This is a genomic window from Virgibacillus siamensis, assembly GCF_039522605.1.
Classification (GTDB): Bacteria; Bacillota; Bacilli; order Bacillales; family Amphibacillaceae; genus Lentibacillus; species Lentibacillus siamensis.
Window position 1 is genome coordinate 111,288 of record NZ_BAAADS010000003.1, and the last position, 23,104, is coordinate 134,391.

At 40.6% G+C, this 23,104-nt stretch carries 24 protein-coding genes; 22 read left to right on the top strand and 2 right to left on the bottom strand.

Features of this window, described 5'->3' with window-relative positions; translation table 11 throughout:
- Positions 1–83: 83 nt before the first annotated feature.
- From ABD010_RS03605 to ABD010_RS03625, 5 genes are all read left to right on the top strand, one after another.
- Positions 84–1,268, top strand: coding sequence for an exonuclease SbcCD subunit D (locus ABD010_RS03605; RefSeq protein ID WP_343810370.1), 1,185 nt, complete (start codon positions 84–86; stop codon positions 1,266–1,268).
- 20 nt (positions 1,269–1,288) lie between these two features.
- Positions 1,289–4,381: an AAA family ATPase gene (locus tag ABD010_RS03610; protein WP_343810371.1), complete on the top strand. Its 3,093-nt coding sequence runs from the start codon at positions 1,289–1,291 to the stop codon at positions 4,379–4,381.
- Between the two features lie 102 nt (positions 4,382–4,483).
- Complete coding sequence (gene sda / locus ABD010_RS03615) at positions 4,484–4,642, top strand: sporulation histidine kinase inhibitor Sda (RefSeq protein ID WP_343810372.1); 159 nt, start codon at positions 4,484–4,486, stop codon at positions 4,640–4,642.
- Between the two features lie 196 nt (positions 4,643–4,838).
- Positions 4,839–4,988: a small acid-soluble spore protein SspO gene (gene sspO / locus ABD010_RS03620; protein ID WP_343810373.1), complete on the top strand. Its 150-nt coding sequence runs from the start codon at positions 4,839–4,841 to the stop codon at positions 4,986–4,988.
- A 158-nt stretch (positions 4,989–5,146) separates the two neighbouring features.
- Entirely contained in the window at positions 5,147–5,803 is a 657-nt protein-coding gene (locus ABD010_RS03625; RefSeq protein ID WP_343810374.1) for a ribonuclease H family protein, read from the top strand.
- 103 nt (positions 5,804–5,906) lie between these two features.
- Here the strand turns inward: ABD010_RS03625 and ABD010_RS03630 are convergent, their stop codons facing one another.
- The gene (locus ABD010_RS03630; RefSeq protein WP_343810375.1) at positions 5,907–6,773 is read right to left on the bottom strand and encodes a DUF421 domain-containing protein; all 867 of its coding nucleotides are present in this window, start codon (positions 6,771–6,773) and stop codon (positions 5,907–5,909) included.
- 84 nt (positions 6,774–6,857) lie between these two features.
- On the opposite strand from ABD010_RS03630, the gene ABD010_RS03635 reads away from it, so the two are divergent.
- The 14 genes from ABD010_RS03635 to ABD010_RS03700 all read left to right on the top strand — a co-directional run bounded on the left by ABD010_RS03635 (position 6,858) and on the right by ABD010_RS03700 (position 16,623).
- A complete protein-coding gene (locus ABD010_RS03635) occupies positions 6,858–7,190 on the top strand; it encodes a DUF4363 family protein (RefSeq protein WP_343810376.1) in 333 nt (110 codons plus the stop codon).
- A gap of 152 nt (positions 7,191–7,342) precedes the next feature.
- Positions 7,343–8,602 (top strand): argininosuccinate synthase, encoded by a 1,260-nt coding sequence (locus ABD010_RS03640; RefSeq protein WP_343810377.1) that lies wholly within the window; start codon positions 7,343–7,345, stop codon positions 8,600–8,602.
- Positions 8,599–10,020 carry an argininosuccinate lyase gene (argH, locus tag ABD010_RS03645; protein ID WP_343810378.1) on the top strand — a complete coding sequence of 474 codons (1,422 nt, stop codon included), beginning with the start codon at positions 8,599–8,601 and terminating at the stop codon, positions 10,018–10,020. The genes ABD010_RS03640 and argH overlap by 4 nt, the downstream gene beginning before the upstream one ends.
- A gap of 23 nt (positions 10,021–10,043) precedes the next feature.
- Positions 10,044–11,009, top strand: a complete 966-nt coding sequence (argF, locus tag ABD010_RS03650) for an ornithine carbamoyltransferase (protein ID WP_343810459.1) — start codon at positions 10,044–10,046, stop codon at positions 11,007–11,009.
- 321 nt (positions 11,010–11,330) lie between these two features.
- The gene (locus ABD010_RS03655) at positions 11,331–12,104 is read left to right on the top strand and encodes a DUF4396 domain-containing protein (RefSeq protein WP_343810379.1); all 774 of its coding nucleotides are present in this window, start codon (positions 11,331–11,333) and stop codon (positions 12,102–12,104) included.
- 27 nt (positions 12,105–12,131) lie between these two features.
- Positions 12,132–12,269, top strand: a complete 138-nt coding sequence (locus ABD010_RS03660; protein WP_390350851.1) for a DUF1541 domain-containing protein — start codon at positions 12,132–12,134, stop codon at positions 12,267–12,269.
- A gap of 165 nt (positions 12,270–12,434) precedes the next feature.
- Positions 12,435–12,617, top strand: coding sequence for a PspC domain-containing protein (locus tag ABD010_RS03665; RefSeq protein WP_343810381.1), 183 nt, complete (start codon positions 12,435–12,437; stop codon positions 12,615–12,617).
- A 324-nt stretch (positions 12,618–12,941) separates the two neighbouring features.
- Positions 12,942–13,232 carry a TIGR04104 family putative zinc finger protein gene (locus ABD010_RS03670; RefSeq protein ID WP_343810383.1) on the top strand — a complete coding sequence of 97 codons (291 nt, stop codon included), beginning with the start codon at positions 12,942–12,944 and terminating at the stop codon, positions 13,230–13,232.
- A 30-nt stretch (positions 13,233–13,262) separates the two neighbouring features.
- Positions 13,263–13,784: a DUF5412 family protein gene (locus tag ABD010_RS03675; RefSeq protein ID WP_343810385.1), complete on the top strand. Its 522-nt coding sequence runs from the start codon at positions 13,263–13,265 to the stop codon at positions 13,782–13,784.
- A 174-nt stretch (positions 13,785–13,958) separates the two neighbouring features.
- Entirely contained in the window at positions 13,959–14,126 is a 168-nt protein-coding gene (locus tag ABD010_RS03680) for a hypothetical protein (RefSeq protein ID WP_343810387.1), read from the top strand.
- A gap of 55 nt (positions 14,127–14,181) precedes the next feature.
- On the top strand, positions 14,182–14,622 hold the full coding sequence (locus ABD010_RS03685) for a hypothetical protein (RefSeq protein WP_343810389.1): 441 nt from the start codon (positions 14,182–14,184) through the stop codon (positions 14,620–14,622).
- Positions 14,623–14,744: 122 nt separating this feature from the next.
- The gene (locus ABD010_RS03690; RefSeq protein ID WP_343810461.1) at positions 14,745–14,966 is read left to right on the top strand and encodes a hypothetical protein; all 222 of its coding nucleotides are present in this window, start codon (positions 14,745–14,747) and stop codon (positions 14,964–14,966) included.
- A 743-nt stretch (positions 14,967–15,709) separates the two neighbouring features.
- The gene (locus tag ABD010_RS03695; protein WP_343810391.1) at positions 15,710–16,039 is read left to right on the top strand and encodes a putative quinol monooxygenase; all 330 of its coding nucleotides are present in this window, start codon (positions 15,710–15,712) and stop codon (positions 16,037–16,039) included.
- Between the two features lie 125 nt (positions 16,040–16,164).
- Complete coding sequence (locus ABD010_RS03700; protein ID WP_343810393.1) at positions 16,165–16,623, top strand: YoqH family protein; 459 nt, start codon at positions 16,165–16,167, stop codon at positions 16,621–16,623.
- 307 nt (positions 16,624–16,930) lie between these two features.
- On the opposite strand, the gene ABD010_RS03705 is transcribed toward ABD010_RS03700, so the two are convergent.
- Positions 16,931–18,340, bottom strand: coding sequence for a vWA domain-containing protein (locus tag ABD010_RS03705; RefSeq protein ID WP_343810395.1), 1,410 nt, complete (start codon positions 18,338–18,340; stop codon positions 16,931–16,933).
- Between the two features lie 417 nt (positions 18,341–18,757).
- Between ABD010_RS03705 and ABD010_RS03710 the strand changes: the two genes are divergently transcribed.
- The 3 genes from ABD010_RS03710 to ABD010_RS03720 all read left to right on the top strand — a co-directional run bounded on the left by ABD010_RS03710 (position 18,758) and on the right by ABD010_RS03720 (position 23,052).
- The gene (locus ABD010_RS03710; protein ID WP_343810397.1) at positions 18,758–19,804 is read left to right on the top strand and encodes an ArsR/SmtB family transcription factor; all 1,047 of its coding nucleotides are present in this window, start codon (positions 18,758–18,760) and stop codon (positions 19,802–19,804) included.
- 18 nt (positions 19,805–19,822) lie between these two features.
- A complete protein-coding gene (locus ABD010_RS03715) occupies positions 19,823–21,055 on the top strand; it encodes an MFS transporter (RefSeq protein ID WP_343810399.1) in 1,233 nt (410 codons plus the stop codon).
- A 188-nt stretch (positions 21,056–21,243) separates the two neighbouring features.
- Entirely contained in the window at positions 21,244–23,052 is a 1,809-nt protein-coding gene (locus ABD010_RS03720) for a M3 family oligoendopeptidase (RefSeq protein WP_343810401.1), read from the top strand.
- Positions 23,053–23,104 lie beyond the last annotated feature (52 nt).

Sequence of the window (23,104 nt, forward strand, 5' to 3'; positions counted from 1 at the left end):
ACAATAAGTAAGCCACCTCACAAAAATCCGCAATTTTATACTATAATAGAAACATAGATTCGAACGGAAAAGGAGAGAGATGGATGAAGTTTTTTCATACAGCAGATTGGCATTTGGGGAAGCTGGTGCAGGGCGTTTACATGACGGATGATCAGCGGTATGTGCTTGAGCAGTTTCTGGATGCTGTTAAAAAAGAAAAACCGGATGCGGTGATTATTGCCGGGGATCTGTATGACAGGGCGGTGCCGCCGACGGAAGCGGTGCACTTGCTGGATGAGGTGCTGGAGACGATTGTGCTGAAATTGAATACGCCGGTGCTGGCAGTTGCGGGAAATCATGATAGTCCGAGCCGGCTTAATTTCGGCAGTCGGATTATGAAGCAGAACGGCTTTCATATCGTCGGGAATTTCAGTGCCAATACAGAGCCGGTAGTTCTCCATGATGCGCATGGCGAGGTGCATTTTCACCTGGTACCGTACTGTGATCCGAGTGTTGTCCGGGCAACACTGGATGATCCGGAGATACGCAGCCACAATGATGCAGCTCGAAAAATTATCGGCAACATCCACAAGTCGATGGGCCTGAGCGCGCGTCACGTGTATGTTGGACATGCTTTTGTGACCCCGTTTGGCGAGGAAGAAGAGAACACAAGTGATTCGGAGCGTCCGTTGTCTATCGGCGGAGCGGAATATGTGGACGCCCATCATTTCGAGCCGTTTCATTATACGGCGTTTGGCCATCTGCATCAGGCTCACCACGTGCTTAATGAAACCGTTCGTTATTCCGGCTCCATTTTAAAATATTCCATTTCAGAAGCACATCACACAAAAGGCTTTCATGTTGTTGAATTGGCCAATGATGGAAGCACAACCGTTGAAAAGCGTGCATTGACACCACGGCGGGATATCCGGCGGGTGGAGGACACATTGGAAAACCTGCTTACTCAGCCGGTCAATGATGATTATGTTTTTGTCCGGCTGCTTGATGAGGCGCCTGTGTTGTCCCCGATGGAGCGGATTCGATCAGTGTTCCCAAATGCGATGCATGTTGAACGTGGAAATATCATGTTTTCACCGGACCAGCCAGAATCCATCAATCACGCAAATCGAAGCGACATGAGCGACCTGGATCTTTTTCATGCCTTCTACAAAGAGGTAAAAGGTCACGAGGCGTCAGCAGATACGGAAGCAATTTTTAAGGACGTTTTGGAAGAACGTTTAAAAGAAGACCGCGAAACCATTCCAGTAAAAGAAACAATAGAAAACTAAAAGAAGAGGGGAGGAATACGATGAAACCGCTGAAATTAACGATGACGGCATTTGGCCCGTACAAGGGTACGGAAACGATAGATTTTACCGATCTCAATCCATATAATTTGTTCGTAATCTCCGGAAATACCGGCGCAGGGAAGACGACTATTTTTGACGGAATATGTTTTGCCTTGTATGGCAGTGCCAGTGGAACAGACCGTGAAGACAATCGGATGCTTCGCAGTGATTTTGCATCGGATGATACACATACTGCAATCGAGCTGGAGTTTGAACTGAATGGCAGGCATTACCGGATTCTCCGGCAGCTTGGGCATGTAAAAAAGGGAAATAAGTCTAAAACCGGCGAACGATTCGAGTTTTTCGAACAAGTTGACGGCAGAGAAATACCGTGTGTTGACCGGCAAATTGTGTCTGAAATCGATAAAAAAGTGGAGGAAATTATCGGGCTGACGCAGGATCAGTTTAAGCAAATTGTTATGCTGCCGCAGGGTGAATTTCGCAAGCTCCTCACCTCACAAACCGAAAACAAGGAGGCAATTTTACGGCGGCTTTTCAAAACGGAAAGCTACAATCAACTGAATCAGCTGCTGCGGGATAAAAAGAATCGTGTCGATCAGCGTTTTAAGCAGGCGCAGCAATCTCGTGACCACTATGTGCAAAGCATACATACGGCGCTGCCGGCTCGCGAGGAATCCGATCTTTTTAACGTGCTTGACGAGGAGTTTTATAACATCAATCAGGTTGTTACGGGGCTCGAAACGGAATCCGAATATTACACACGTAAAATGACAACTGACAAGCAAGCGTATCAGGACGCGTATCAGAAGCATGACGAGAAACAAAACGAGCTGCATCAGGCAAAGGCACTCAATAATCAGTTTGCGGACTTGGATAAAAAACGGGACGAACTGAACAATTTGACAGAGCAAGTGCCGGCATTCCAGGAAAAAGAAAAGCTGCTGGAAAAGGCCGAACGTGCGAGCCATCTGGAAGTTTATGAGAACCAGGTTGCGGAATGGAAAAAGGATGAGACTGCCAAGACAGAAGTATTAAAGCAAGCTGAAACGAAAGCGAAGTCAGCAAAAGAGAAGCGCGCGCAGGCTGAAACGGCCTATCAGCAGGAGGATGGCCGGAAAGCTGAACGCGAAGAAACCAGTCGGCAGCTTGAGAGGTTGAAAGGGTTTATAGAACCGGTAAAAGAGATGGATGAACGAAAAGAAAACCTCGATCAACTGGCACAACAAGGCAAAAAAGCCGGTGCGGATTTGAACAAGGTGCGCACCAATCTTCAGGAAAAAGTCACCAGTGCTGAAAAATATGACAAACACATTGCCAAAATGGATGAAGCAGTGAGTCAGCTTGCGGATAAACAGCAGCAACGGGTGGACATGCGGGAACAATACCGGATTGTGGATGCTTATATGACCTTATACAAACAGCAAAATTTATTGAAGCAGACAGTAGAGAAGCAGGAAACGGCTTATCTGTCAGTGAAAAAGGCATATAGCGAAAAGGAAAATACCTGGCTGAACAATCAGGCAGTCGTTCTTGCCGGTCACCTGCATGAAGGGGAAGCCTGCCCCGTCTGCGGGAATACGGAACATCCGCGTAAAGCGGCGGCACAGGGCGAAATGGTGACACGTGATGAGCTTAATTCCCTGAAGAAAGAACTCGATGAAAGCGATAGAACATACCGGGATTCAGCTGCAGAGTTGAAATCTGTTTCTAGTCAGTTAACAGAGAAACAACAGGAGTTGGACACTTATTCGATAGAGGCGGAGAACGTTTCCACTGTCAGAGATGAACTGCTGGAAAAAGGCAAACAACTGAAGATCGAAGTGGAACACCTGGAGAAGCAGCGTGAGCAATTAAAACAGTATAAGGAAGATTTTAAAACGGTAAAAGAACAACAGCTACAGTTTGAACAGCAGAAAGAACAGCTAGAACAAAACTACCACGAACTTCAAGCCAGTTACCGGGCTGATGTGGCCGTATACAATGAGAAATTGCGTAATATTCCAGAAGAAGTGCGCACACGTAACACGCTGGAAAAACAAATCGATGCAACGGCGGAACATAAAGCAAAACTCGAAAAAGCCTGGGTGGATGCGCAACAGCAGCTTCAACAGGCAACGGAAGCCGATACTAAAGCAGCATCAGACTTGACGCATGCACAACAGCAGCTGGAGGAATCGAGGGGAAAACATGCGAAAGCTGAGCAGCAATTTGATGAAGCACTGCGAGAGGCATTATTTGAATCCGAAGCGGAGTATCAGCAGGCGAAAATGCAGCAAGCAGAGCGTCAGGAATGGAAGGAATCGATTCAACGCTTCAAGGAGAACCTGACTGCAAAAAGACAGCAGGTGAACGATTTGGCTGAAACCCTCAAAGATAAAGAGCGGGTTGATCTGACTGTACTGCAGGAGCAGCAGCAGGAACTTAAGGCAGCATATGAAGCAGCTTATAAGACATTTAAGGATTCGGAAAAATATATGGATCAGGCATCGACTATAAGGCAAAATATTCTGGAGGCACATGAACAAGCTGCCGAGCGTGAACAAGAACTTGCTGCGATTACCGATTTGTATGACGTGTTGCGTGGACAAAACAGCCAAAAAATATCATTTGAGCGATACTTGCAGATTGAATATTTGGAGCGGATTATCGATGCGGCGAACAGCCGTCTGAAACGATTGTCCAATGGGCAATTTTACCTGATGCGCAGTGATCGGCAGGAGTCTCATGGCAGGCAGAGCGGGCTTGCACTGGATGTCTATGATGCCTATACCGGACAGACCCGTGATGTCAAAACACTGTCAGGCGGTGAGAAATTTAATGCGTCCCTTTGTCTGGCACTCGGTATGTCCGACGTTATCCAGAACTTCCAGGGCAACATCGCAATCGACACCATGTTTATTGATGAAGGGTTCGGCACGCTGGACGAGGAATCCCTCAATAAAGCAATCGACACGCTGATCGATCTGCAGCAGTCCGGCCGCATGATTGGGGTGATCTCACACGTTCAGGAACTGAAAACGATGTTCCCGGCAATACTGGAAGTGCAAAAAACAAAAGAAGGGCACAGCAGGGCGGAATTTGTTGTGAAATAATACCAGGAATGGTGTTGTTTCAGCAACTTTTTGGAAAAAATGTAGAATTTTTCCGATTACTCCTCAGAAAATTGCTGTTCTTATCGAAAGTTATATAAAGATTTGACTAAAAAAGAGGAGCAGTTAAAAAGATTAAAAATGGAAACATTATCTGATAAGTTGCTTGTAGAAGCTTTCTATCAAGCAAAAGAACAAAAACTGGATCAAGACTTCATTCGGTTGATTGAGGATGAATTAAGAAAACGTGCAATATCTGTCTGATCATTCATCCTCAACTTTTTGTCTGATTATGCCGCTGGTATCTTGCTTGCATCCATCTACAGCACGTTCCACCGGTGGCCATTCGGATAAATGCCGGATTTCTTTTCAATTTCTGAACCGATGAAAATTTCCACATACCGCAGACATACATATAAACCGAACCTCCAAGCCAAAATATAGGTTGGAGGTGTTTGAAATGGAAAATCGCAGGGAAAAGAAACAAGGCTTCAGTGATGAGCAGGCGGTAAGGAAAAACCTCAGTCGAAAATATGACCATGAATTTGCCAATGAACCATTGACGGAAACAGAGCGGGCAAATAATAAGAAAACGAAAAAGCGGCAATAAACAAGAAGGGGAGATGGGCTGACCATTTCCCTTCGTATTCAAATCCTTTCTTACTGCATGAGCGCAACGATGATTGCTACATTTTAAGCATAAGGGCTTCCAGGAAAGCAAAGTTCCCTTCCCTTTAATGAGGTTTTCTGAAATAGAGGTGGACTTACATGAACGTCAAAATAGAATTTACATATAGAACGCCAAAAGGAACCGAGGCAGTGTTTCAGTCAGACGAGATGCGTGGCAAAAAAGCATTACTTCTGGCAGAAGACCTGGAAAAATCGGGACGCATGAAACATATTATATTTATTGACCGATACGATGCAAGGTGGAATCTGAAAGAATTGAAAAAGGTGCTGGAGGAAATACAGACAGAGCCGCACAATGTTTCGGTATTATTTGACGGTGGATTTGATTGGAAAACGAAAAAGTCAGGGCTGGGGTGTGCTATTTATTTTGAGCAGAACAACAAATCATTACGGATCCGCAAAAATGCAATCGTCGATGAATTGCAGTCGAACAACGAAGCTGAGTATGCGGCACTTCATCTGGCATTGCAGGAAGTCGAGCAACTGGGCGTCCATCATATGCCTGTTGTTTTTGCAGGGGATTCGCAAGTCGTCATTAATCAATTAGCCGGCGACTGGCCATGTTACGAAGCGGATTTGTCCAAATGGGCGGATCGGATTGAGCAGCAGCTGGAACGGTTGGGGATTACTCCGGAATATGAATTGGTTCCAAGGAAACAAAATCGGGAAGCAGACCATTTGGCAACGCAGGCGCTTAACGGTGTCGAAGTCGAAAGCATTGTCGAGCGTATGTAATAAGGGATTTGCAACTGCTCGCAGCTTTATTTTTCAATACTTTTTGCCAAATATTCTAGGTAAACTGCCCAATAATTCATCTTCCGTTAACCAGAAGATACTTTCAACTTTCTTTTAAATATGGAAGGATCGAATCAATCGTCTGCTGCAATTTGTCGGACTGCTGCGAATACATTTTCTTTGCTTCTGGATTCTCAGTCTGCAGTGAATATGTCTCCAAATCGGCTTGCACTTTTTTCAGGGAAGCAGCAAGAAGCGGTTTTTGTTTAATTTTATGCTGCTGCAGGTCATCATTGTATAGATCAACATAGACATTGCCGCTCGAATCTATTTGTCCCAAAAACACATCCTCATAATCCGTTGCACCTTGCTTTTGAATTTCCCCCTTCAGCCATTCACTGGAATAACCAAGTGACTGCAGGCTTTTATTCATCAATTTCCCATCCATAATGACAATAGCGGGACCCTGTTCCATGTTCACGGTGATGCCCAGCTGTTTTGCCGTCAGTGGCTGCTGATCAGATTTTTTTAATACACTTAGCTGCCCGTTTGTTTCGATAACCGCCATCTCCACGTCTGATAATTTGAATACATTCTTTTCCCGCAAAAACAGCATTAGTTCATCGATATTCATTTTGCTTTTTTTCATGTTTTTTTCCAGAACTTTTCCGTCTTCAATTAATACAGATGCCTTTCCATCGGTCAGGCGGCGGAACTTGAGTGACTTCATCGAGCCGTATGCAAGTAATACCGGGAAGAGTCCCATGATAATCAGTCCAACAAGTCCATTGGTGATTTTTATATTTTGATCGATTGCCATGGCTGAGGCAATTGAGCCAATCGTGATTCCTACACAATAATCAAAAAAGGTTAGCTGGGAAACTTGTTTTTTCCCCATGATTCGTGCCATGACCATCAACAAAAGAAAAGCAAGAATTGATCGGATAATAGTTAATAAAAACTCAGGCATGATGTTCCTCCATTCCTCTATTTACATGTAATTCTTTTATATTATTGGACAAGATAAGAAAAAACATGTAGGAGGGTTGTTTTGGTGAAAAAGTTAATACCGATTTTCCTTGCCATATGCATGATACTGATAACGGGATGTCAATCTGAGCAGGCTTTTTATCAGGAAATCCAGGAAATTAATGATACTGTGGATCAAGCGGACTGGAAACAAACAAAAGCTGGTGTGAAAAAGTTGAGTAAAGTCTATAAAAAGCAGAAGTGGAAACTGCAATTGCTGGGAGACGAAGCCGAATATGAAGGAATTAACGTCGAACTGCAGGTGCTCAAACAATCGGTGCAGGCGAAAGATAAAACACAGGTAAAAGTCTCACTGGGAACAATCCGCGGTCATTTATTGGATATATATTCGTTTTGATGGAATTTAAAAGAAGGGAGTGGTCCAATTTGATTGGTTCACTCCCTCTTTTTATTTATGTGTCTGTATTAAGTTTTTAAATTTTATTGTTGAATTTTTATTCATTATAATGCATAATAATACGTAATATAAATTTCGAAGGGGAGATTCCGATGGCTAAAGATAAGATTGTACTCGCATATTCCGGTGGGCTTGATACCTCCGTTGCAGTGAAGTGGCTTCAGGATAAATATAATTTCGATGTCATTGCGGTTGCACTTGATGTTGGGGAAGGCAAGGATCTGGACTTTGTTCAGCAGAAAGCACTTGAAGTCGGCGCGATTAAATCATATGTAGTGGATGCTATGTCACTGTTTTCCGATGAATACGTGCTTCCCGCACTGCAGGCAAACTTGCTGTATGAAGGGAAATACCCGCTCATTTCGGCACTGTCCCGTCCGCTCATTGCGAAAATCCTGACTGATATTGCAGAAAAAGAAGGTGCTATTGCGGTTGCGCATGGTTGCACCGGAAAAGGAAATGACCAGGTCAGATTTGATGTGGCATTTACTGCATTGAATCCGGATCTGCAAATTGTTGCCCCGGTTCGTGAATGGGCAATGTCCCGCGGCGAGGAAATTGCCTATGCGGAAGAGCACGGGATTCCGGTTCCGATACAGCAGGATAATCCGTTCAGCATTGACCAGAACCTGTGGGGACGCAGCAACGAATGTGGCATCCTCGAAGATCCTTGGGTGGAAGCGCCGGAAGAAGCATACGATCTAACAGCAAATCCGGTTGATGCACCAAACGACCCACAAACCGTGGCGATTACGTTCAAGCAGGGAAAACCAGTTGCACTTAATGGCGAAGAACTGCCACTGGAGGAACTGATTTTAATGTTAAATGAAATTGGCGGTAAACATGGGGTTGGACGTATCGACCATGTGGAAAATCGTCTCGTTGGAATTAAGTCGCGTGAAATTTATGAAGCACCGGCAGCTTTGACCCTGATTGCGGCCCATCAGGAACTGGAAGCACTGACACTGCCGAGAGAAGTGGCTCAGTTCAAGCCTGTCGTTGAGCAAAAATTTGCCCAGAGCGTATATGACGGCCTATGGTATTCACCGTTGACCGATGCACTAAAAGCATTTATCAAGGAAACACAGGAGCATGTTTCCGGAACCGTGAAAGTAAAACTGTACAAAGGGCATGCACAAGTAGTCGGCCGCACATCCGCAAACTCGCTGTATGACTTTGACCTGGCAACCTATGATAAAGAGGACGCATTTGATCATGAAGCGGCGCTTGGATTTATTAAGCTGTGGGGACTGCCGACACAAGTTCATTCCGCGGTAAATAAGCAAGCTGAGACGAAGGATGACTCTACTGAAAAAATTAAGCTTGACGTAAAGGAAGCTATTAAACAGTGAAACTATGGGGCGGACGTTTTACAAAACCAACCAACCAATTAGTGGATGAATATACGGCGTCCATCGGTTTTGATCAGAAGCTGGCACAGTATGATATCCAGGGTAGTCTGGCGCACGTGGCAATGCTTGCGGAAACAGGAATTCTTTCCGAAGAAGATGCGGCCGTCATTACAGGAGGACTCAAAACCGTTTCGAAACAAATTAAAAACGGGGAAGCGGAACTGACTGAGGAAAATGAAGATATCCATATGAACGTGGAAAGACTGTTGATTGAAGCAGTCGGTTCAGTCGGCGGAAAACTGCACACCGGAAGAAGCAGAAACGACCAGGTGGCACTGGATATGCGGCTTTATTTACGGGAAACGCTGGTTGAACTCAGTCAGCTGCTGCTTGACGTTCAGCAATCACTTTACAAGCAGGCAGAGCGTAATATGGACACGATTTTGCCGGGGTACACCCATTTACAACGGGCTCAGCCGGTCCTGTTTGCACACCATATGATGGCGTATGTTTTCATGTTTCAGCGGGATATTGAGCGACTTGCCGACAGCTGGAAACGGGTGAACCAATCGCCGCTCGGTGCTGGCGCATTGGCCGGCACAACCTTTCCAATCGACCGGAAACTGACTGCAGAAAAACTGCATTTTGACGGAATTTGTGAAAATAGTCTTGATGCAGTCAGTGATCGCGATTTTGTTGTTGAATTTTTATCGAATGCATCGCTGGTTGGCGCGCACCTGTCCAGATCATGCGAGGAACTTGTCCAGTGGTCCAGTGCTGAGTTTAATTTTATCGAATTGGATGATGCCTTTTGCACGGGAAGCAGCATGATGCCGCAAAAGAAAAATCCTGACGTTGCGGAGCTTGTCCGGGGTAAAACCGGTCGTGTATACGGCAACCTGATAAGTATGCTGACAACGTTGAAAGGCCTTCCGCTCGCTTACAACAAAGACATGCAGGAGGATAAAGAGGGGATGTTCGATTCAGCCGAAACGCTGAAAGGTGCACTCGCACTGTTTGCACCGATGATTGAAACGATGCAGGTGAAAAAAGAAAGCATGTACAGTTCTGTTCGAAATGACTTTTCCAATGCGACCGATCTGGCGGATTATCTCGTTACAAAAGGGATGCCATTTCGCGAATCACATGCAGTTGTTGGAAATATCGTCCTGCATTGCATCGAAAGCGGCACATACCTGCTCGACTTATCATTGGAGGAACTGCAATCATTTTCTGATCTTATTGGATCGGATATTTTTGAAAAGCTTGCCCCGGAAACAGTGGTCAACGCACGTGATGTGGAGGGCGGGACCGCACAAAACCGTGTGCAGGAACAGCTCGATAAAGCAGCGGAACTTTTTGATCAAACAACTGCCTGGATCAAGAAACATGAACAAAAGATTGCCTTGAGCAATTGAAAAAGGAGTGTGACGCGAACATGATGGTAAATACGAAACAACCCGGTCCCGGGGCCTCAGTGGGATTATCAGGGAGAGATTTTTTAAAACTGACGGATTACTCGTCCAGCGAGCTGTCCGATTTGATTGAGCTTGGGCACGATTTAAAGAAGAAGCAAAAATCCGGTAAGGTTTTCGAACCGCTTCAAGGAAAAACACTTGGGATGATTTTTGAAAAATCGTCGACCAGGACGCGTGTTTCATTTGAGACAGGGATGTATCAATTAGGCGGGATGGGAATTTTTCTTAGTACCAATGATCTCCAGCTGGGCAGGGGCGAACCGGTTGCTGATACAGCTAACGTTCTCTCCGGCTATTTGGATGGCATCATGATTCGCACGTATTCACAGGCGATGGTGCAAGAATTGGCCGCCAACGCAAGTATACCGGTCATTAACGGATTAACGGATGTCTACCATCCTTGTCAGGTGCTTGCCGATTTGCAGACGATTGAAGAAGTCAAAGGGGGATTAGAGGGTGTGAAGCTCGCATTCATCGGGGATGGCAACAACATGGCCAACTCGCTTATGATAGGAGCGGCAATCATGGGGATGCATATCAGCATTGCCGCACCGGAAGGATATCAGCCGGAGAATGCTATTTCCAAAAAAGCTGCATTGATTGCTGCAGCATCAGGCGGAAAAGTTGAGATCACTGCAAATCCTGTACATGCCGCTGAAAAGGCTGATGTTATTTACACCGATGTATGGGCAAGTATGGGACAGGAAAGCGAATCAAAAGTTCGGGAGCAGGCGTTTGCTGATTTTCAGGTAAACAGCAAGCTGCTTTCGTTGGCGAAAAAAGACGTCACCTTTATGCACTGTTTGCCGGCGCACCGGGGTGAAGAGGTAATGGCTGATGTGATTGATGGCAAGCATTCCGTTGTTTTTCAACAGGCCGAAAACCGCCTCCATGCTCAAAAAGCGTTAATGACTGCTTTGATGGGGTAATAGGCTGCAAAAATTTTGCTGATGACGGATTTATTCTTGGTTTTGGATTGGTTATTCGTTATTTCGCAACAGATATTCGTGTTTTTTACCAATATATTCGTGAAAACAGTCATGATATTCGCGGTTTTCATGACTGGCACATAAAAAGCCAGGCGCTCCTTTTGCTAGGAGTGCTTGGCTTTATTTATTTTAACGTTTCCAAGATACAGTAGGGGGGTATAATGCAATTGAATGATGAAGAAATAATTTAATTTTGTGTTTAATTATGCAAAACACGGGAAAATTATACCCCGTAAAGGTATTCGGAAAGGTGTTGATTAAATGAGTTGGTTGGAAATAATTGCATGGATTGCAATTATCATTGGGATACTGCAGACAGTATTCATTGCAATTGATGTGAAGAGGCATCCGCAAAAGATGATGCCGATTATGAATATTGTTTGGCCGCTCACAGGCCTTTATTTTCCTGTTGTGGGTATATGGGCGTACTACAGTCTGGGGAGGAATAATGGAAATGATCACTCTGAACACATGGATCACATGAGCCACCAAGAACGTCATGAGCATATGGAAAATCATGATCACCATCATGAACACTTGGATCATCACAGCGACCATGATCACATGCACCATCATAATCATGGCAACAAACCGTTTTGGCAAAGTGTTTTTGTGTCTACAACGCATTGCAGCAGCGGGTGTTCACTCGGTGATATGATTGGTGTTCCAATTATAGCAATGACCGGTCTAACGATTGCCGGAAGTACATTATTCGCAAGTTATGCAGTTGAATTTATTCTTGCTTATATTTTCGGAATTGCTTTTCAATACTATGGTATGGGATTTAAAAAGCAGAGCGAACCAGGAAAGGCAATTAAAAATGCGATCAAAGCAGATACATTGTCCTTAATTGCTTTTGAGATTGGCATGTTTGGCTGGATGGCACTTGTTCACTATGCGTTTTTTACACAAATGCCTGAACCAACATCAGCAGTGTTCTGGTTTATGATGCAAATTGCCATGATGCTCGGATTCCTGACAAGTTATCCAGCCAATTGGTTATTGGTCAAAAAAGGCGTCAAACATGCGATGTAGAGGCAAGTTTTTGCAAGCGAAAATACGCTGGAACCAGGAACAAAAGTCACACTAACGGCTTCCCATGTGAAAGGAATGAAAGGAATGAAAGGAGCCGAAGCAACGAGTGAACCGTCGAAAATAGCGATCGTTTATATGGACTGGGAAGGAAGTGATGAACTATAAGTGGGTCACTGAAAATGAAATATCTGAAACATAATCTGTAAACAATCAGCCTCAGAAGTTAAGGCTGATTTTTTTCGGTTAAACACCTCATAATAATTCACATTTTTTGGAATATTTGTGGTAAAATAGTTTTAAAGAAGAATTTTTAAAAGGGCGGGGAGTGCATTGCAAAATAAATTACGAAAATCATCAAGGGATCGGGCAATTGCGGGTGTTTGCGGAGGTATAGCTGAGTTTTTCGGCATGTCCTCATTTGCAGTCAGACTTATATTCATTTTTCTTCCGGCAAACCTGATTATCTACATCATTCTTGCCAATGCAGTTCCGGACAGTCCGCCGTCATTGTAGTTTATGCGTTTATTTTTTTCCTGTGTAAAACAGGTGAGTACTTTCAAACGCAATACGATGACATGCAACATATATTTATAGGAGAACTGCAAGGCGGTATACCTGTACAAGATGGCCCGGAAACAGCGGAAGTGAAATGGTCCCCAAATAAACTGCCTTTCTTGATGATTCCGAATAGAAGAAAACAGATAAACGATTCCTTGCAAAATGAAAATGCAGTCATCAGGGATTCGATAACCAATTCTCCTTTTAAAATCATTTTTTTAAGAGATTAATAAAAGTGATCGGCAAAAATACATAAACAAAAATGAAGGAGATGATAGTATGCCGACGTGTCAAAACTGTGGTGAAGAATGGTCCTGGAAACAAACGGTTAAAACTTTATTCAAACTGAAATGCCCGCATTGTGGTGAAAAGCAGTATGAATCTGCCTCGTCAAGAAGGTGGGGCGGCATGTATGCGCTTATTCCATTAATTCTGATATTGCCTGTTAATATCTGGGCAGACGTGTCGATTGGTATGGCTATCTTTCTGGCTGTTACTTTTCTCTTAGTTATGTTCTGTTCCTATCCATTTATTTTAAAATTATCCAACGAAGAGGAACCGTATTGGTAGATATCATATACTGTAACAGAAGGTGATTTATTGACAGGAACAATGAATAAAGGCTCATTCTTTTTAACCTTAATTGCACTCGTGCTTTCATTAAACGCTATATATGCTTCCATTTATCAATTATGGTCAGCGGCACCACCCGTATTTATTTTGTTGTTAATCGCTATTATTGCTTTTGTTATGGGTATGAAGGGATTAAAAGGCAAACAGAGCAGTCTTGCTAAATGGCGAGGCTGGTTCACGCTAATCATGTCATTTTTGCTTTCAGTCATTCTATTGTTTTTAACGGCAGTAAATATAATGGTGGAAGAACCGCTAAAAACAGTACACTCTCCGGATGCCGCAATCACTATCGACTTTTTTACGGTAAATGGAGGAGCAGCTACATCCATTAGTGTTAAAGGAATAGTAAATGGGCCGCTATGGTTCACGAAAAAAATATATAGCGACATTAATATGAACAAGGCTGATGTCAATTGGATAAATAATCATACTGTAAAAATTAATAATCATACGTTGAATCTGAATAAAGGGGAAATTTTTTCGGACTAATATGCTGGGGCCATCTTCCAAAATTCCTTTACCGCACTGATTAAAGGAAATGTACATGACATATAAGGTAGTAGTGTATGAACAACTGTTGAGTTTGCAAAAAAACATGGTATCAAGCCAAAGGACTATCTTGTTTTGGAAAAAATGAAATAATCGAGGAGGGGGGTACCCTTGTTGGATAGTTTCATACTGCAGATTGTTTTTGTGTGCGGAATTATTTTCGGTTTAATGATGTTCCTGAGCACAATCACCAGGAAATCAAACAAAGATACATATCAGATGATGCTGTCTATAGCCGTAGTTGTGATGTGTGTAACATCGTTTCTGCTTACAATTGATTAATACTATGTTGCAGGCTTTCATTTATATGAGCACATAAACAGTAGGGGGGATTGAGATGAGGAAGCGGTTATTACCGGTAATAATGCTCCTCTGTCTTGTCTCAGCTGCTTGCACGAATCAGCCAAGTAATAAAACGGTTGAATTGCGGCCGCCGGAGCCCACGTTCACGGTTGATGGCAAGGAGCTTTCATATAATATTGGCACGTATTCCTGGAATGATGAAGGGCAGGCGGTAAATGTTGATACCGCAAAACCGCCTCATCTTGTTGAAAATATGGAGAATGAAGTGGCTTCTAATGCACAACTGGAAATAAGATTTGAAAATGCCCCTTCGCAGATGAAGGGCGGGATATGGAAAGAAAATACTGTAGATATGGTTCCGTTAAAGCGTCATAAGGTAAGCCTGCCAAAAAAATCAGATGACTTTATCTATGTACTTCAGGCCTCCTGGGAAGAAGGTGACGCAATCTACGTCATTCCATTTAAAACAAAATAATTCATGCATGCTAATGTCTTTTTGGAAAAGGGAGTGGTTAGGAATGATGCCAATTTGTCAAAATTGCCATCATAAATGGAGCTGGAAACAAACTCAAGAAATCTTTCACGTTGGATACTGGCATGGGGTGTTCTTATTGCAGAGAAAAACAATACCCAACCACTGAATCAAAAAAACGATTTGGACTTTGCACGTTTATTACACCGTTAAGCATGCTCCTGCCACTTCTGTTTGATGTCCCTATTTTGCTTTTCTTCGGTATAATGCTTGGCACCGGTATTTTATTGTTGTGTGTATATCCATTTACGGTCCAATTATCAAATCGGGAAGAAGCCCTTTGGTAATACTTTTCGAGCGGTATTTAAAATTTACAGTCGAGAAGAGGGAGAGTAAAGGAAATAAAACAAACGCCAAACGCAGAAAAGCTTTCGAATTACCAATTTCTTATGAAATAGAGGGAAAAGAACTTGGAAGGCTGGAGAGTCCAAACGGGATGCCAGGGAAATGGTGAAAGAGGACGTTCCGATAGATTTCATTTCAAGAGTGACCAGCTTGAACAGAAGTAAAGTAAAAAATTGAAAAGTTGACTATATAGCAGCAAGTAGAGCCCTAAGGGGAAATGATTTTGTACTTACTGTTTTTATCTGGTGGAAGTATAAATAATAGAAAGGTTATTTAAAATTTGTGTACTTACGGAGAAATATGGTGCTGTTTTAGTAAATGGTTATTCAAGAATTGGGCCATTATCTGGAAGACTTGAATCCGAGGTAATTTGGGATTTTGAAACAAATTCTTCACTCAAACGTATGAATAGTTGAAACAGCGAGGTTACTTAAGGATGGTTTATGCATGAAAAGTTTTCTACTAAAACATTCAATGTTATGAATGTCTTATCAGATGTCATTTTCTTTCTAAGTATATTAGGACTGATTTTTTACGGTACGATAATGGGGGACTCGATTAAATGGGGCCTGGTTGTACCTATAGGGTTATTGGTGTTACCATTGTAGTGTAATAACAGGAGATTTATAAAGTTAAGCAGAAATTATTATTTGCATCATACATTAATCAAACGGAGGGAGTAACATTGAGTAAATTCGGGTTGTACAACATGTTTACTGCTGTTGAAGGTAAACGTGATTCCTTAGCGAAACTGTTGTTGGAAGCCTCAAAGTCAATGGAGAAAGTGGATGAGTGCGAATTATATGTTGTTAGCCTAGCTGATGATAACTCTGATGCCATTTATGTTTATGAGGTTTGGTCCAGCGAGGAAGCTCATCAATATTCTTTATCATTGGAAGCAAGTCAACAATTAATTCAAAATGCGAAACCGATACTTGCGGGTGTAGAGAAAATTGGAACTTCCATACCTATAGGTGGAAAAGGCATTTCAACCTCTCAAAATCATAGCAATTGAGATAAACTTAAAAAGATGTTTCATTTCCTCAACTAAAAGACGCTTTTTTGGAAACATGGGTAGGGAATGGAATTTAATCAAAGTAATAGGGGAAAATAACCAAAACGAATTGCAGGAGTGAGACAATGAAACAATTCATTTTGGTTTTACTATTACTATGTTCTGTTATCTCTAGTCCGTCGCAAATTAAAGCTGATCCTGAGATATCCATGCCTTGTAGTCTTGTTTTAAATTCAGTCAATAGTAACTATGATAATGCAAAGGGAGTAGCTTTGGCCTATAAAGTAAAACTAACACCAAGCTTTCCACGTAAAAGTATCAGCATTCATGCCCTCCATATACCCGAACCATCAACTTTTGGAAATTATGATACCTATGAAGGTTTTGCTTTCATTCCCGATGAAATAAGTTGGAGGTTTAAACTTTATCCAACAACTGAAGAGGGTGGTCCAACATGGGCAGGAAGAATTGATGGAATTACAGAAGAATTGAAAGGGGTAACAGTACAAGTTCGCCCTTCTAACTCAAAAACAGAAAAGTTAGGATCAGCAATATTAACAAATGATATTAAATACTGTAAATAAATTCCTCCATAAAAGGGGGCAATAGTGGAAGATCAGTATTATTGTCTTTTAAGGTTACCTTGAAATCAAGTATTCTGTTATCGGGCGCAAGAATGGAATAAAGAAACGCCTTTCTGTTGTAAATAGTGATTTGAAGCTGGAACAACCATATAATTGGATATCGAAACAACCCTCTACAAAATTTGATTTGCCGGCATAACGGAAAATATGCTGATAGTATGTGAATATATAGAGAAGTAAAAAGAAGTAAATTCCCCTGGTGGTCAGTGAGGAAGATTACTTCTTTTTAATTTTAAATTATTTATTATTAATCCACTGCATCAAGATAACGATTTGTAACATCGTCTATATTGGAAAGAAATGCATCCGTGTTAATTTCATCGAGTTTTAGAAACTTATGCCTTGCCTCACTATCCATCTTAAGAAAATAATCTGTGTAAATATCATCATATTGTAAAAAGACATCGGTATCGATTATCTTTTTGTCATCTAAATAACCTATTGCTGTTTGAAGGTTATTGTGTTCACGGTTTATCAGTTTCTGTTGTTTGTCATGCCAGTTATTTAACTGTGTTTGTATCGTGTCGTGTAATTTATTTAGGGTTTCTTGGGCATTATCATGCCAGTCAGACCAGATTTTTGCCATATCAACCGTTTGTTCAAATTCAGAAACCAAGTCTGCCTTGCTTTTGGCATTGATGTAACGTCCATGTGCAGACTTTGCCATTTCCTTCAGCTGCTTGTGTCCTTCATTATTTACCTGAAAACCGATAATATTTACTACTGGGCTTATGTTTGACTCACTTAGAGATTTAACGACTTTTACAGGGTTTCCGCCACATGTTTCAACACCATCACTGACAACATACACAATATTGGTATTTTGCTTACTATTATACTTTTTAAAGTTCCTTTTCAATTCTTTGATAGCCTTCGTCATTGGAGTCCATCCAGCTGGTTCGAATTGATTTAAGGCCTTACTGAATTTGCCCTTTTTATAACTGGCCAATGGATAAACTTCTTCAATGCTTGAGCATGATTTCTTTTTGTCCGCCTTACTGCCAGTTCCGACGTGTCCATATACACGTAAGGATATCCTTGCTTGCTCAGGCAAGTTCTCCACAAATTGTTTAATGGCTTCTTTAGCAATTTCCATCCGAGTTTTCCCGTTTTGCATATTTGCCATACTTCCACTTGAATCCAGTAAAATAGCAACATTATAATTCTTTTTTAGTTGTAGTTTTTTACTTTTGCCTTTTGGATTCTTAAATCGCATGGATTCCCATTGTTTAATTGGTACATCCACTTTGCTTAAATCTTCTTTAAAAAGTGAAAAAAGATTTTTCATAGCTTTCTTTACTTTCTGATCAGGAGACTTTTTAGTTAGTTTCGGAAAATTATCAAGCACTTTTTTTACTTCTTCATGGTTTGAAAACGTTTCGTTATATTCCTCTTCAGCAAATTTTCCAACACCTATGTATTCAGCCGACTCTGCAAAAGAATCAGGGATATTAGAGGCATTTTCCATGAATTTTTCGGTTTCGTTTTTCTCAGTTTTATTCTTTTCATTGGATGAGTTATTTTCTTTTGATGATTGATCTTCTGCCTTTTTCTCATTATTATTTTCATTTGACTTGGCAGCTTCATCGGAACTGGAACTGCATGCAGCCAGAATCAAAATCATAAACAATAATGCAATTGTAAAGATTTTCTTCATTCTGATCTCCTTTCATAATTTTATAATTGTATTGTAAATAATTTTATCATAATATCTGTTAAGGAAAGTTACAAGACTTCGTAAGCTTTATTCAGATTAGGAGTATTCCTCGTTATGCAATCCAGACATCTCAAATTATGATAGAACTATCAATTGATATTTTTTTAGTAGAAAAAGACTCTTTCAGAAAAGGACGCGTGAACAGGATAAGATTCGTGTCCATTATTGATTTATCGGGCCAGTTAATTGAATAACTCCTTGTGCAGTTCTGAAATGATTTTACTTAATAAATGGACATTATTTAAGTGGAAGTACCGTAGACATTCTTTTTTGAGAATGTCTTTTTAATACACCCATGTTCAAAAAATATTGAATAATTAATTCTATTAATATAGAATAAAAGTAGGAGGCGATTGCATGGATTTATTAACGACAGGGATAAAACGGAAAAGGGAAAAATATACCGTTGAGATAAAAAGCTCTCTTTTGTGGGAATCGGCATTAGGGATAGCAGCCATTACGAATAAAGACTTAATCAGCACTTTAGACCTTTCTGAAAAAGATCAAGAGCTGATTTACCATTCTTTAACTAACGACATGAAAGAGCAACTTGAATATGTTCAAAGAAACAACACATGGAAGACACTTCTACAAATTCTACATCAAAAGGATTTTGAGGATTTAGCTTCGTTTAATAAATATGTAAAGAGTTTATCTTCCAAAGAATTAAAGGGAATTGCAGTTCCCTTTCTGGGGAAAGACACAGAAGTGTTAAAAAATGAGCTGTTAAATGGATCAGCAGAAGTACTTAAAGAACTACAATACATAACAAAAGATCACACTTTTCTTCCGACATACCTAGAATTTATTTATAAAGTACCTATTGAAAAATTGAAGGCTCACTTGATTGAAGTGATGTCTGGTTGGTTTAAAGCAATTATAGAGCCTTATAAGGGAAAATTGGAATCTATTCTATTAAGGGATAAAACTTTGAAAGAAAAGATGCTCCATAATTTTGAGCCAGACCAGTTTGTAGAATGGGCAACAGACGGTGTGCAATATGCCCCAGAACCAAGTGTCCATAAGGTTTTACTCATCCCTCATTATATTTATCGTCCTTGGAATGTTGAAGCTGACTTGGAAGGTGTAAAAGTTTTTTATTATGCCGTAGCAAATGAGAGCATCACGGGAGAAGGAAAATTTGCACCCAATAAACTTTTGGTACAAAGGTATAAAGCGTTGGCAGATGAGAGTCGTTTAAAAATCTTGAAAATGACCAAAGAAAATAAAGTAACTCTCCAAACGTTAACAACTGAATTGGAATTGGGTAAAACAACTGTTCATCATCACTTGAAAATCCTAAAGTCCGCAAGATTAGTTTCCCAGAGTTCATATGGATACGGCGTAATTGATAAAGCGATAGAGAGTCTACCAACAGAACTAAAAATTTACCTAGAAAGCTAATAAAAAAGGGGGAGCTTTATGGAAGTTACAGCTGCACATGGTGATTCAAAGAAGAAGGTGCCGGAGTTTAAAAAGAATTATCCTGTATTTAGATTTATTGGTGGAAACTTAATTTCTTTTTTTGGAGATCAAATATACTTAATTGCTTTACCTCTTATTGTGTTGGCTCTAACTGGTTCACCATTAAGTATGGGGATTGTAGCAGCATTAGAGAGGATTCCGATTTTAATTCAGCCGTTCACAGGTGTGTTGGCAGATAATTTTAATCGCAAGAAAATTTTATTGGTGTGTGACTTGGCTAGGTTTTTGACAATCGGTACTTTAGGCGTATTATCCATAACGGATAACTTACTTATGTGGGAAGTTTATATTGCTGCTTTTATTGTTGGTATCTTAACCCAAGTGTATAATACAACCCAATTTGCATCTGTACCTAGATTAGTACAGAAAAAGGATTTACAATTGGTGAACTCGATTAATACAGGGATATTTCAAACAGCTGTATTTATTGCTCCCGGAGTAGGCGGAATTCTAATTAGTGTTTTTAGTCCCGGAATAGGCTTAATTATAAACAGCCTTTCTTTCTTTGTGGGATATTTAGTTATTTTGAGTCTTAATATAGATAGTAACATACAGAAGGAAAAAGTTGATGGCTCAAAGGTATTTGCTGATATCAAGGAAGGTTTTATTTTTGTTATTAACCAGAAGCCCATATTGTACACAAATCTAGCTATGCTTTTTTCAATATTTGGAACCACACTTTTTTTAACAATGCTAGTCATTCATTTAAAATCTACAGTAGGCTTAGATGCTGCTCGTATAGGGTACTTACTTTCTATTGGCGGTGTAGCTGCAATTGTGGGTGCCCTAATGACAAACGTACTTAAAAGATATTATTCATACAGAAGCATTTTATTTGTTGCCGGTGTTGTAGGGGGCGGATCAATAATAGGTTTTGGTTTATACAATTCCTTTATTTGGTTAGTAATAATGAACGCATTAGGAACAATCAGTGCGGCCATTATGAGTCCTTGTGTTGTAACTATAAGACAAAAGCTTAGTCCTGATCATTTATTAGGGCGTGTACAAGCGACCAGTCGTTTTATGACATGGATTTTAATGCCTGTTTCTGCGTTAATGGCAGGGATCATTGGTGAGTATTTCGGCACTACTCTAACTTTATTTATAGGGGGAACAATTGCTTTATTAGCCTCTTTTATCTATTTACATCCTTCTCTAAATGAAGCCTAAGATTACTACATCACTTAAAAAAATATGATGCACTTATTAAACAAGTTACTAAAAAAAACTGGAACTATTTTCATTAACGTTAACATATGATTTTGACTTAAAATGCAGTAAGGAAGTTGAAGGACAAGCGAGTATCTGTCACAATGTAATCAAACAATTGTTCGATTATACGAGTGGGGGAGTTTAGTGTGAAAGAAATTAAGTATCGCAAAGTTTGGGACTTAGATACATTATTCCCAGGAGGAAGTAAATCGCATCAATTAAGTAAACACATAGAAGAGTTAGTAGTTATGGTTAGTGAATTTAAAGGTAAAGCAGATTGTTTTCATACTCCACAATATGTTGATGATTCCATAAAGATTGCAGAGTTAATTGACTATATTAGTATCATTTCAACCCATCTATCAGAAGCTGATTCCTTCATCACATGTTTGTTAGCCCAAAATCCAAAAGATCAGAAAGCTACATCACTCCAAGGTCAGGTAGAATCTGTTAGAGCTAGTTTTGAATCCGTTGTACAAAAAACACAAAAGACTCTTGTGAAAACGGAGAAGGAATTGTGGGAGGAATTGTTAGATACCGATGTATTATGCAACTATGAATTCAAATTAAATGAATGGCGGAAAAAAGGGCAATTGCAATTACCTGATAATGAAGAGAAATTAGTGACTGATTTAATGGTTGATGGTTACTATGCCTGGCGTTCGTTATACAATGCACTTATGGGTGATATAATAGTGCATGTTCCAATCAACGGTAAAATAAATGAATTGTCAATGGGGCAGGCGATGAATTTAAGGTCACACCCTAATGTAGAGGTGCGTAAAGAGTCGCATAAGGCGTTAGAAGATGTTTGGATGCAGAAAGAGGAATTGGTTGCAAAAGTTCTTAACCATATAGCCGGCTTCCGTTTGCAGGTACATAAACATAAAGGCATTGAAAATGTTTTAAAAGAGCCGTTATTGAATAACCACATGCAAGAAGAAACCCTGAATGCAATGTGGAGAGCAGTTAGCAAATATAAGGAACCTTTTATAGGTTATCTTAATAAGAAGGCTGAAATACTTGGTGAACCAAAGCTTAACTCCTATAACTTTTGGGCACCCATTACAGAAAGTAAACAACAAATGAACTATAACGATGCCGTAGATTTTGTGACTGAACACTTTGGTCGATTTGGACCAGAAATGGAAAAGTTCTCTCGACAAGCTTTCGAAAAGGGGTGGGTGGAATCGGAAGACCGCCCAGGTAAATCCGCAATTCCATTTTGTGCAGGGTTCCCTCTTTCTGGACAATCAAGAGTATTCATGACTTATGGTGGTACGATAAAAGATGTACTAACTCTGGCGCATGAACTGGGACATGCTTTTCATAATTATGCCATGAAGTCTGTTGAAGGGATAAACAAACAATATCCATTGAGTATAGCAGAAACAGCTTCGACATTTTCGGAGATGGTAATGCTGGATGCCGCAATAGACAAGACAAATTCTAATAAAGAGCGACTATTATTGTTAGATGAAAAATTAAAACGAAGTGTGATGAACTTTATGAATATCCATTCCAGGTTTTTGTTTGAGAAAAACTTTTACGAGGAACGAAAAGAAGGAGTAGTTTCATCATCACGTCTAAATGAACTAATGCATGAAGCAATAAATGAAGGATATAAGGGTACTATTGGCACCATTCCAATTCGTTCGTGGGTTTGGACACCACATTATTATATTACCAAGTCCCCATTTTACAACTTCCCATATACATTCGGGTACTTGTTTGCGTTGAGTATATATGAAAAGGCAAAAGAAGAAGGAATAAAGTTCGAAACGAAATACCTTGCTTTACTTCGAGATTCAGGCAGTATGACAGTGGAAGACTTAGTAATGAAACATGTAGGAGAAGATATTACATCTGAGGCATTTTGGGAAAAAGGCCTTAAAATGTGTATTGGAGATGCAGAAGAATTTATACATTTATCTGAATATGAAGAATTAAACTAAGATAAATGGCTGCTTTTTATTTTTAAAATCATCACAACATTCTTCCGTTAAC

What these genes read in the sequence shown, in the direction of transcription:
- ABD010_RS03605 (WP_343810370.1), top strand. Translation starts at nt 84, where the DNA reads ATGAAGTTTTTTCATACAGCAGATTGGCATTTGGGGAAGCTGGTGCAG.
- ABD010_RS03610 (WP_343810371.1), top strand. Translation starts at nt 1,289, where the DNA reads ATGAAACCGCTGAAATTAACGATGACGGCATTTGGCCCGTACAAGGGT.
- sspO (WP_343810373.1), top strand. Translation starts at nt 4,839, where the DNA reads ATGGAAAATCGCAGGGAAAAGAAACAAGGCTTCAGTGATGAGCAGGCG.
- ABD010_RS03625 (WP_343810374.1), top strand. Translation starts at nt 5,147, where the DNA reads ATGAACGTCAAAATAGAATTTACATATAGAACGCCAAAAGGAACCGAG.
- ABD010_RS03630 (WP_343810375.1), bottom strand. Translation starts at nt 6,773, where the DNA reads ATGCCTGAGTTTTTATTAACTATTATCCGATCAATTCTTGCTTTTCTT.
- ABD010_RS03640 (WP_343810377.1), top strand. Translation starts at nt 7,343, where the DNA reads ATGGCTAAAGATAAGATTGTACTCGCATATTCCGGTGGGCTTGATACC.
- argF (WP_343810459.1), top strand. Translation starts at nt 10,044, where the DNA reads ATGGTAAATACGAAACAACCCGGTCCCGGGGCCTCAGTGGGATTATCA.
- ABD010_RS03655 (WP_343810379.1), top strand. Translation starts at nt 11,331, where the DNA reads ATGAGTTGGTTGGAAATAATTGCATGGATTGCAATTATCATTGGGATA.
- ABD010_RS03670 (WP_343810383.1), top strand. Translation starts at nt 12,942, where the DNA reads ATGCCGACGTGTCAAAACTGTGGTGAAGAATGGTCCTGGAAACAAACG.
- ABD010_RS03685 (WP_343810389.1), top strand. Translation starts at nt 14,182, where the DNA reads ATGAGGAAGCGGTTATTACCGGTAATAATGCTCCTCTGTCTTGTCTCA.
- ABD010_RS03690 (WP_343810461.1), top strand. Translation starts at nt 14,745, where the DNA reads ATGGGGTGTTCTTATTGCAGAGAAAAACAATACCCAACCACTGAATCA.
- ABD010_RS03700 (WP_343810393.1), top strand. Translation starts at nt 16,165, where the DNA reads ATGAAACAATTCATTTTGGTTTTACTATTACTATGTTCTGTTATCTCT.
- ABD010_RS03705 (WP_343810395.1), bottom strand. Translation starts at nt 18,340, where the DNA reads ATGAAGAAAATCTTTACAATTGCATTATTGTTTATGATTTTGATTCTG.
- ABD010_RS03710 (WP_343810397.1), top strand. Translation starts at nt 18,758, where the DNA reads ATGGATTTATTAACGACAGGGATAAAACGGAAAAGGGAAAAATATACC.
- ABD010_RS03715 (WP_343810399.1), top strand. Translation starts at nt 19,823, where the DNA reads ATGGAAGTTACAGCTGCACATGGTGATTCAAAGAAGAAGGTGCCGGAG.